Source organism: Flavobacterium sp., from assembly GCF_036515215.1.
Taxonomy (GTDB): domain Bacteria; phylum Bacteroidota; class Bacteroidia; order Flavobacteriales; family Flavobacteriaceae; genus Flavobacterium.
Genome location: NZ_DATBVQ010000017.1, coordinates 1 through 10,382, shown reverse-complemented (window position 1 = coordinate 10,382; position 10,382 = coordinate 1). Strand labels below are relative to the sequence as shown.

Sequence of the window (10,382 nt, the reverse complement as noted above, 5' to 3'; positions counted from 1 at the left end):
TAAAACAGGCTCCACTACTTTATTGATGTCGATGCAATTTCCACCTGCCGAAATGATGACCGTTCCCGGTGCAATCACTTCTTCGTTTGGATATTTTTGTTTCATCGAAAGCGAATCTTTTCCCGTAGGGATGTTGATTCCTAATTCGATCGCAAAATTAGAACAGCTTTCTACCGCTGCGTACAAACGAGCGTCTTCGCCTTCATTTTTACAAGCCCACATCCAGTTAGCCGAAAGGGATATTCCGTCCAAGCCATTTTTGATGGGTGCCCAAACAATATTTGATAAAGCTTCTGCAATCGCGGTTCTGCTTCCTGCAACAGGGTCAATCAATGCCGCAACGGGCGAATGTCCAATCGAAGTAGCAACACCTTCCTTACCTAAATAATCCAAGGCGATTACACCACAGTTATTCAACGGTAATTGCAAAGGTCCCGTTGTTTGTTGTTTGGCTACTTTTCCACCCACACAACGGTCCACTTTGTTGGTCAACCAGTCTTTACAAGCCACTGCTTCCAGTTGCAATACTTGCTCTAAATAGGTTGATATGTTTTTTACGCTGTATTCTAAATCGGTATAATTTCTGTCGATGTTTTTATCGGTCATCACCACTTTTGGGGAACTTCCAAAAAAGTCTTCCAAGGCATAATCCATCGGTTTAGCACCGGTAGTTTTTGACTCGAAAGTAAAACGATGATCTCCGGTCACGTCACCTACCTGATACATTGGAGCGCGCTCCCTGTCAGCGATGCGTTGTAAAGTGTCAATGTCTTTTTGACCTATAACCAATCCCATTCTTTCTTGAGACTCGTTACCGATTATTTCTTTGGCTGATAGGGTAGGGTCACCCACTGGCAATTTGTCTAAATCAATTAATCCACCTGTATCTTCCACCAGTTCCGAAAGACAGTTTAAGTGTCCTCCAGCTCCGTGATCGTGAATCGATACAATTGGGTTGTTGTCGCTTTCTACCAATCCACGGATGGCATTGGCAACACGTTTTTGCATTTCCGGATTCGAACGTTGGATTGCGTTTAATTCAATTCCTGAACTGAAAGCACCGGTATCAGCAGAGGAAACTGCAGCACCACCCATTCCGATTCTATAATTTTCGCCACCCAGGATAACGATTTTGTCACCTGTTTGTGGTTTTTTCTTGATTGCTTGGTTTAGTTTTCCGTAACCAATTCCACCAGCTTGCATAATCACTTTGTCGAAACCTAATTTACGGGCATCTTCCTCATGTTCGAAAGTAAGCACAGAACCCGTAATAAGCGGTTGTCCGAATTTGTTTCCAAAATCAGATGCTCCGTTTGAAGCTTTGATCAAAATATCCATCGGGGTTTGGTACAACCATTTTCTTTCGGTCATTCCGTTTTCCCAAGGTCTGTTTTCTTCCAGTCTTGAATAAGAAGTCATGTAAACCGCCGTTCCCGCCAAAGGCAAAGAACCTTGTCCACCTGCAAGACGGTCACGAATCTCTCCACCAGAACCTGTTGCCGCTCCATTGAAAGGCTCCACGGTAGTTGGGAAATTGTGCGTTTCCGCTTTTAATGAAATCACAGAATCGAAATCCTTGGTTTCATAAAAGTCAGCTTTGTCGGCACTTTTTGGGGCAAATTGTTGCACGCGCGGCCCTTTTACGAATGCCACGTTATCTTTATATGCTGAAACTATATCGTGTGGGTTTTCAGACGAAGTTTTCTTGATCAGTTTGAATAAAGAAGATTCTTTTTCAACGCCATCAATCACAAACTTTCCGTTGAAAATCTTGTGGCGGCAGTGCTCTGAATTGGCTTGTGAAAAAGCGAAAATTTCTGAGTCGGTTAGTTTTCTACCAATTTTAACGGCTAAATTATCCAAGTATTCCACTTCTTCCGGGCTCAAAGACAAACCTTCTGATTTGTTATAGGCTGCAATATCGTCAATGTCCAAAATAGGTTCTGGTGTGACATTAGTGGTAAAAATATCTTGATTTAATTCTGAATATTTTTGGGAAAGCATCGGGTCAAAATCGGTGAAGTCGGCCGTTGCTTTGTGAAATTCTTCGATTCGAATGATTCCTGAAATCCCCATATTTTGGGTAATCTCAACAGCATTGGTACTCCAAGGCGTGATCATGGTGGCACGAGGGCCAACAAAAAAATCCGACAATACGGATTTTTCTATTTTATTGGAGTCGGCAAAAAGCCAATTGAGTTTTGAAATGTCTTGAGCTGAAATTTCGTTTTGCGTTTGCACTGCAAAAACAGTTTTGCTTTGGTTTTCAAAGAAATGGATCATTGTTGTGTAGTTTGTTGTATTACGGTGCAAATTTAGGCAATTAAGATTAAATTTTCCGCAAAAAAAAAGCGGCAATTTTGCCGCTTTTTAATATGTTCAACATTTGTAATTAACTAGTTGATAATGATTCTTTTAGTTGTAGATTTTGAATCGTCAGTTATTTTTACGAAATACACTCCCTTATTAAGCTGAGACAGTGATAAGGTAGTGCTGTTCGTATTCTTTCTTTCGTAAACCTTTTGACCAATAATGTTATAGATTTCGACAGAATACTCTTTGTTGGAGTTGTTTATGAAGAAGTTACCGTCGGAAGGGTTTGGGTATATTTTCACATCGCCTGACTCGGCAATTATTTGAGTTTTGGCCGATGCTTCAAGATTTTTGCTTCCTAAATTAGAGCATGTATCCGATGAATAAGAATCCCATTCAGTTGAAATATTAAATGTGGTGTTAGGCGAAGTTACGGTTGATTTTCTTCTTAGGGTAACATTGGCGCCAAAGTTTGCCGTTCCACCATTAAATGTTCCAATGATGTCAATAAGCACCCCATTTTTAAATAAACCTATGGCGTCATTACCGTTAAAAGTCATCTCTGTCGCGGCAGTGGAAATGTTTGCTGAACCGGTCGCATAACAACTGGAAGCGATAGCACTGTTTACCAAAGTAAATTTACTTCCATTACTTAAGGTCCCGCTTAGGCTCATTCCTGAACTCCATGATCCCGAGCCATTTGTTTGTTTTTTGACGCTGTAAACCGATAGGTTTACCGCGCTTCCAGTAGCATTTGAAATTTCCAAAGCCTTGTTATTTGACGAACCTTCAATGTATTCTGAAAACAAAAGCTCAGTGGCAGTCGAACCACTGTTTGCTGTGGTGGTAACATTTAATGTGTTGCTTGCAGAAGAAATGTTTCCGGCTGCATCCTTCGCTTTTACTAAAAAGCTGTAGGCCGTTGAAGCTGATAATTCCGTTACACTAAAAGAGTTTGAAGTAACGGTTCCCAATAAAGTTGTTCCTCGATATACGTCATATCCGGTTACGCCAACATTGTCTGTTGATACTGACCAAGATAAATTGGTTGTGGTCTGTGTGGTTCCGGAAGCGGCAAGCGCTGTTGGAGCTGATGGAGCGGTTGTGTCTGCAGTTCCTCCAGAAATTGTTACCGAATAGTCTTCCACTTGTCCGTAGGAGAAAGTCTCGCAGGCGGTTGGAGTTCCATTGTATTTCATCGAAACGCGCATTCTTGTGGTTCCCAGAGTGGCGTTAGAGGGTATCGTGAAAGAACCCGAAGCCGTTGCGGCTGTCGAAGTTGCCTTTGTCCAAACTTGTTCCCCTGCATCCGTGAATAATCCGTTTTGATTGTAATCTACAAAAACGGCGTATCCTTCGCTATACACCGTCGATGTCCAAGAAGGAGTTATTGTAATTGTATAAGCGGTTCCTCGCGAAGCAGTGGTTGAAAGCGCGGTGTAATTTTCATAACCTGAAGTCCCGGTAGAAGTATTACTTATCGAACCAAAAACTACTTTGCCTATTTTTTCGTCAGCTGTGCTGTTTCCTTGCGAAGAACAATAGTTTAATGTAGCCGTTGAAGTTGTGGTAACGTTTACGGTATTACTGGCATTTGAGCTATTTCCTGCTGCATCTTTCGCTTTTACTGAAAAGGAGTACGCTGTAGAAGCCGTTAATCCGGTAACTGTATAGGAAGTTCCTGTACTGGTTGCTTGCAGGATTGCTCCCTGATATACCTCATATCCTGTAACGCCGATGTTGTCAGTTGAAGCGGTCCATGACAAAGTTGTTGTTGTGTCGGTAGTTCCGGAAGCCAATAAATTGGTAGGAGCCGTTGGAGCCTGTGAATCTGCTGATGGGTTCCAAACTTGTTGCACGTATTCCGGATGATCGATGTACGGGTTTCTGTTGTTTTGAAAAGTGTAAATGGCGTTGTTTCGCTCTATTTCTCTAGCACTTACTGGGTCTTGGCTGTTCCAAGCCAAAAGCATATTCAAAAAAGCGGTGGTGAAAACTTGATTGCTTGATCCGTTAAACATAGGGTAGGCGTAGCCAGAAACTGTATTCTCGTATCGAGTGGCAAAATAGAAATACATTCGGGCAATATCTCCCTTAAATTCGTCGATAGGTTCAAAAACGGTACCTGAATATCCAGCTACTGAACTCGAGCCCAATTTACTGCCGTTTAGCGAGGTCCATGTTGTTGATCCTACAGTTCCGTGGGGATAGTTGGACCTTTGCCCGTTTACTTTCCCGTCCGTTGGTGTTATGAAATGTGCATCAGAAACCATCGGGGCGCTGGAGTTAAAAGACGACTGCGGTATGATATGCTCCCTGTTGTAGCAATCTCCTTCGGCTGAGTAGTTTCCGCATCTTTGTGTTGATCCCGTTGAATAATTATATGGGTCTGTAGCGCTAGGCTTTTCAGAATACATGTCTAAAACGGTTCCGTCATTTTCATAAAAATGATCAACATCAGATGATTGGTAGGTGGTGTATAATCCGCCATAGCCATTGTCGGTATGACCTTTAATGATGTTGTACAATTGTGTTTTTAAGGTGTAATTTGTTCCTGTGGCAGAATCATAGTAGCCGGGCGGAATTTGTGCGATACCTGCGGTAAAGAAAAATAATAATGCAATTGAGTAGATTTGTTTCATAGTTAACAGTTAATTGGGTTAATTCATAGCTTTTTTAAAAAAAAATATAACAAAATAATCGAAAATGTATATTTTTCTGACAAATATAAATTATTATTCAATAACTGAGGTTATTAAATGTTTAAGCTAACTGTGTATTCTATGATCTTATAAATTAAACATTCAGTTCGCAAAGGGGCGATTGCTGTAGGCTCCCAAATCAGGGGGTAAAGTTCTTGTGTTTCCTAGAATGTCAATCGGAATCAGGTAAGCCGAATTCCCTTTTGCGAAAGCGCCAGAAGTGTCATCAATATTAAGTTTGTTCTGGGAAACGTTATAAAATTTGGGGCTTTCGTTTAAAAGGATAGCGTTGTAATGAACGGGATCCGTTTGAAATTGATAATCGGGATTCGTTGTAGCCGAATCAAATTTTATCAAACAATTATTGAATTGGTACTCAAATGCCGCTGCGGTTTTTTTGCTTAAAACCAGTTCGTTAGGATAGGATCCGTAAATAATGCAGTTGTTAAAAGTGGCCTGGGTTAAGTCTTTGACCTCTGGGATGGCCCCTATGCTGTAATTATTTACAGAAACGGCCGCTTGTGACGAACTGTTCCAGTTATTGTTGAGTGTGCAATGGGTGAATTTATAATCCCCGCCGTACGAGCAGCTTAAACTGGCCAAACCGGCGGAATTGATCACCATGTTTTCCCCCTCTATTTTTGCGGTCTGCGCCAAAATACCGTAGTTGGATGAATCGTAAATTTGGGTGTTTTTGATGGAAACCGTTGTTCCGTCATTGTTTTGGATCAACAGTCCGATAGTTGCGTTTTTGACCGTTAAATGGTTTATAGTGTTATTTGTACTTCCGTCAGTAAGCCAAATAGTTCCCCATTGTCCGGGGACATCAGAATATTCCGGTTCCAGGCGGTCACCCTCAAAAATCACCTCTTTTTCCAGACCGTCTGTGGTTGATGCGGTTCCGTTTACGTTTATAGATGCATTGTTGGCCACGATAAGCCCTGAATTAGCGTGAAAATGGACTCGGGTTCCCGCCTCAAAAACGGCTATTTTTCCGGAAGGGACCGCCGCATAACCATAGATTACGTAAGGTTTTTGATTGGTAAACAGCAGTTCGTTTCCATTTACGGGATCATTTTCGTCGAGATAAAAGCCTTCAATTTTTTGGTCGCCAATGGGAAGCGTTTCTGTGGTGCCGTCAGCAAAACGTTTCGGATACAAGAAAACGGCATCTTGGATCAGCGTCACCAGTTCAACCGTTTGCAGGTTAGATCCGCCGTCAAACTCAATTTGGTCCGTGTAAAGGAAATCGGTCGGGTTCGCGTCAGTTATATCAGCGGTGGTTTCAATGAATATGTAGATGCTGTCTTTTGCCAAAAGGGCAACGTTATTGAATATTTTTCCTTTCGTGCCCTGCAGGCCGTCAACAGTCATTCGGTATTTGGAATTCAATCCTTTGCCTAGTTTTATTGTTGGAATGCTAATGTCATTTTTACCGTGATTGTATACTTTAAGTCTGTAGGTGCTGGAGCCTATATTTTTAAAAACGGTATCCAAATAGATAGTGTCTTTTGAAAAGGCCAAGTTGCCTGTGCTGGCTACCGTTTCAAAATCAGAACGACACGAACCAAGAGCTATCAATAAACCAATAAAAAGTAAAAAAGAGATGGAACGCATTTCGTTTGTTTTTCTGTAAAAATAGGAAAAATCTATTGCGAAATCAGAATAACAATTGCAATTACTGTTTTGTGTCTCATCTTTTATTTATTTTTACATTCTTTAAAATAAGACACATGACATTAGACAAAGATAAAATGCTTCAGTATTGCAATGAGTTTTCAAAAAACACACTGATGCAAACCTTAAATATTGAGTTCATAGACGCCGGCGAAGGTTTCCTTGTTGCCAAGATGCCCGTTAATCCATCGGTGCACCAGCCTATGGGATTGCTTCATGGTGGAGCATCAGTGGCTTTGGCAGAGAGTGTGGGAAGTGCCGCTTCCCATTTTTTTATCAATGATAGGGAACAGGAAGTGCGCGGAATCGAAATTTCGGCCAATCATTTAAAAAGCATCCGCGAGGGTTTTGTTTTTGGAACGGCCCGAATTATCCACAAAGGAAGAACGCTGCATCTTTGGGAAATCAAGGTCACTGACGAGGCAGGAAACTTAGTGTCGCTTTGTAAATTGACGAATATGGTTTTGGAAAAAAAGAAATAAAAAAATCGTTTTTTTTTGTTAAATTTATATTTAAAAGGATTCAAATATGATTGATTTTTTTATAAAAGTAAAACAGCAAATGGCGCTAAATCTGCCTTTTGCGATATACAGCAAGCCAAATAAGAATAACTTAGTGGGAGTTTTTCAGAAAAATGACCATTTGTATTTTGTGGAAGATTTTACTGAAACGGGTTTTGTTTTTGCCCCTTTTGAAGGCGATCAAACGATACTTATTCCCAAGGCACAATCTGTAAAATGGGAATCTGAAATAACTTCTATTGAGGAAAATGGCGGTTCTGAAATTTCAAACACTGAAAATAAAGATGCTCAAACTCGGTTTGAAACCCTAGTTAAAAAAGGTATCGATGCCATATCGGAGGGAGTTTTCGATAAAGTGGTTTTGTCACGAAAAGAAATCGTTGATGTGCCCGATTTTGACTTGGTGACCGTTTTTGAAAAATTAATTCGAACATACCCGGCAGCTTTTACCTATTGTTGGTTTCATCCCAAAATTGGTTTGTGGATGGGCGCATCCCCGGAGCGGCTGCTGAAATCCAACAAAAATAAATTTTACACAACGGCCTTGGCCGGAACACAGCCTTTCCGTGGCAGTTCAGAAGTTGTGTGGGAAACAAAAGAAAAAGAAGAACAGCAATTTGTTACTGATTTCATTTTGGAGAATCTAAAAAACCTGGCAACCGAAGTAACAGTTTCGAGTCCTTATACCTTTAAAGCGGGCAATTTGTTGCATTTAAAAACAGAAATTGAAGGAATTGTAAATGAAAACTCAAATTTGAAACAGTTGGTTTCCGTTTTGCATCCGACACCTGCAGTTTGTGGATTGCCGCAATTACTTGCCAAAGAATTCATTATTGAAAATGAAGACTATGATAGGAATTATTACACTGGTTTTTTGGGGGAATTAAACAAGAAAGGTTTTACGAAGCAAAAATTAAAAACCGATTTGTACGTGAATTTGCGTTGCATGCAAATAAAAAATAATCATGCCCATTTGTATGTCGGCTGTGGAATCACGGAAGGCAGCATTCCTGAAAAAGAATGGAAAGAAAGCGTCAATAAATCAATGACGATGAAAAGGGTATTGTAGGGAGAGTTGAGAATGGACAATGAAATGGTTGACAGTGAGACGAGATCAAGAATAGCAAATAAGTAATAAAGTAGAATAAATGAAATTAGATATACTTGCCTTTGGCGCTCATCCCGATGATGTGGAATTGGGTTGCTCAGGGACCATTTTAAAAGAAATATCCTTAGGGAAAACCGTTGGAATAGTTGATTTGACTCGCGGCGAATTGGGAACAAGGGGGTCGGCAACGATAAGAGACCAGGAAGCGAATGCTGCCGCTAAAATCTTGGGGGTTTCCGTTCGGGAAAATCTGGAGATGCGCGACGGTTTTTTTGTGAATGACGAAAAACACCAGATTGAAATCATCAAAATGATTAGAAAGTACCAACCCGAAATAGTATTGTGTAATGCAATTGACGATAGGCATATTGACCACGGAAAAGGAAGCAAGTTGGTTTCTGATTCCTGTTTTTTGTCGGGATTGATGAAAGTGGAAACGGAACTGGAAGGCGAGAAGCAGCAAGCTTGGAGGCCAAAACTGGTATACCATTACATCCAATGGAAAAATATAGTTCCCGATTTTGTGGTGGACATAACGGGCTTTACGGAAAAGAAAACCGAATCCATTTTGGCTTACGGTTCGCAGTTTTATGACGCTAATTCCAAGGAACCGGAGTCGCCTATTTCGTCCAAAAACTTTCTGGAAAGCCTTAATTACCGCTCAAGGGATTTAGGAAGACTTACAGGAGTAGAACATGCCGAAGGATTTACCGTAGAAAGATATTTGGCAGTCAATAGCTTAGCTGATTTGATCTAAATTTGATGTAATTTTTTAAAAAAATTATTTGCAGAAGTGAACTTATGTTGTATATTTGCAACCGCTAAGCAAATGGTGGTTGTAGCTCAGTTGGTTAGAGCATCGGTTTGTGGTACCGAGGGTCGCGGGTTCGAGCCCCGTCTTCCACCCAGAAAGCAAAAGCTTCGAAGAAATTCGAGGCTTTTTTTGTACCCCTAATTTAGGGTGAGACGAGCATAAAAAAAGCCTGCAAATTATACGTTTGCAGGCTTTTTGGTATCATGGAGTTGGGGGCTTATTTCAAGCTTCCTACCATATCTTCGGGTTTTACCCAAAGATCAAAATCTTCTGGGGTTACATAACCCAAACGAACGGCTTCTTCTTTTAGAGTTGTCCCGTTTTTATGCGCTGTTTGGGCAATTTCTGCCGATTTGTAGTATCCTATTTTGGTGTTCAATGCCGTAACCAGCATCAATGAATTGTCAACCAGTTCTTTGATGCGTTTGTAGTTTGGTTCGATTCCTTGAGCGCAATGTTCGTCAAAAGACATGCAAGCGTCCCCTAACAAACGTGCCGATTGCAAGAAATTAGCAGCCATTACCGGCTTAAACACGTTCAATTCATAATGACCTTGCATCCCACCAACGGTGATGGCAACATCATTCCCCATAACTTGGGCGCAAACCATCGTCAATGCTTCACATTGTGTGGGGTTTACTTTTCCGGGCATGATTGAAGAACCGGGTTCGTTTTCCGGGATGATCAATTCGCCAATTCCTGAACGGGGTCCAGAGGCAAGCATACGGATATCGTTGGCGATTTTGTTCAACGAAACGGCCAGTTGTTTCAAGGCGCCATGCGATTCCACAATTGCGTCGTGAGCGGCTAGTGCCTCAAATTTGTTTTCGGCGGTAACGAACGGATGTCCGGTGAATTCAGCGATGTATTCCGCCACTTTTACATCATATCCTGCAGGCGTATTCAAACCTGTTCCGACTGCAGTTCCTCCCAAGGCCACTTCGGACAAGTGAGCCAAGGTGTTTTTGACTGCTTTTAAGCCATAATTTAATTGGGCAACATATCCTGAAAGTTCTTGACCAACGGTAAGGGGCGTGGCGTCCATAAGGTGCGTACGGCCAATCTTCACTACGTTTTTAAACTCGATAGCTTTCGCATGTAAAGTATCCCTTAGTTTCTCCACTCCCGGGATAGTGATTTCCACCACCGATTTATAAGCGGCAATGTGCATTCCTGTAGGGAAGGTATCGTTAGAAGATTGTGATTTGTTCACGTCATCATTGGCCTTGATGAATTGTTCGCCTTCG

7 protein-coding genes and 1 tRNA gene are annotated in these 10,382 nt (G+C 41.3%); 4 read left to right on the top strand and 4 right to left on the bottom strand.

What is annotated here, in order from left to right; genetic code table 11:
* From purL to VIH09_RS01335, 3 genes are all read right to left on the bottom strand, one after another.
* A partial coding sequence (gene purL / locus VIH09_RS01345) for a phosphoribosylformylglycinamidine synthase (RefSeq protein ID WP_331577092.1) occupies window positions 1–2,283 on the bottom strand: 2,283 nt, incomplete at its 3' end.
* A gap of 113 nt (window positions 2,284–2,396) precedes the next feature.
* Window positions 2,397–4,955, bottom strand: a complete 2,559-nt coding sequence (locus tag VIH09_RS01340; RefSeq protein ID WP_331577090.1) for an endonuclease — start codon at window positions 4,953–4,955, stop codon at window positions 2,397–2,399.
* Window positions 4,956–5,117: 162 nt separating this feature from the next.
* Window positions 5,118–6,632, bottom strand: a complete 1,515-nt coding sequence (locus VIH09_RS01335) for a hypothetical protein (protein ID WP_331577088.1) — start codon at window positions 6,630–6,632, stop codon at window positions 5,118–5,120.
* A gap of 116 nt (window positions 6,633–6,748) precedes the next feature.
* Here VIH09_RS01335 and VIH09_RS01330 point away from each other — a divergent pair, with 116 nt between their 5' ends.
* From VIH09_RS01330 to VIH09_RS01315, 4 genes are all read left to right on the top strand, one after another.
* Window positions 6,749–7,174, top strand: coding sequence for a PaaI family thioesterase (locus tag VIH09_RS01330; protein ID WP_331577086.1), 426 nt, complete (start codon window positions 6,749–6,751; stop codon window positions 7,172–7,174).
* Window positions 7,175–7,220: 46 nt separating this feature from the next.
* Window positions 7,221–8,282 (top strand): chorismate-binding protein, encoded by a 1,062-nt coding sequence (locus VIH09_RS01325; protein ID WP_331577084.1) that lies wholly within the window; start codon window positions 7,221–7,223, stop codon window positions 8,280–8,282.
* 79 nt (window positions 8,283–8,361) lie between these two features.
* Window positions 8,362–9,078: a bacillithiol biosynthesis deacetylase BshB1 gene (gene bshB1, locus VIH09_RS01320; protein ID WP_331577082.1), complete on the top strand. Its 717-nt coding sequence runs from the start codon at window positions 8,362–8,364 to the stop codon at window positions 9,076–9,078.
* Window positions 9,079–9,152: 74 nt separating this feature from the next.
* A tRNA-His gene (locus tag VIH09_RS01315) sits at window positions 9,153–9,228 on the top strand.
* A gap of 124 nt (window positions 9,229–9,352) precedes the next feature.
* Here VIH09_RS01315 and VIH09_RS01310 read toward each other — a convergent pair.
* The coding region (locus VIH09_RS01310) for a class II fumarate hydratase (RefSeq protein ID WP_331577080.1) at window positions 9,353–10,382 on the bottom strand (1,030 nt) is incomplete at its 5' end.

Excerpts from the sequence above, each read along its gene's own strand:
- VIH09_RS01340 (WP_331577090.1), bottom strand. The coding sequence starts at position 4,955 with ATGAAACAAATCTACTCAATTGCATTATTATTTTTCTTTACCGCAGGT.
- VIH09_RS01335 (WP_331577088.1), bottom strand. The coding sequence starts at position 6,632 with ATGCGTTCCATCTCTTTTTTACTTTTTATTGGTTTATTGATAGCTCTT.
- VIH09_RS01330 (WP_331577086.1), top strand. The coding sequence starts at position 6,749 with ATGACATTAGACAAAGATAAAATGCTTCAGTATTGCAATGAGTTTTCA.
- VIH09_RS01325 (WP_331577084.1), top strand. The coding sequence starts at position 7,221 with ATGATTGATTTTTTTATAAAAGTAAAACAGCAAATGGCGCTAAATCTG.
- bshB1 (WP_331577082.1), top strand. The coding sequence starts at position 8,362 with ATGAAATTAGATATACTTGCCTTTGGCGCTCATCCCGATGATGTGGAA.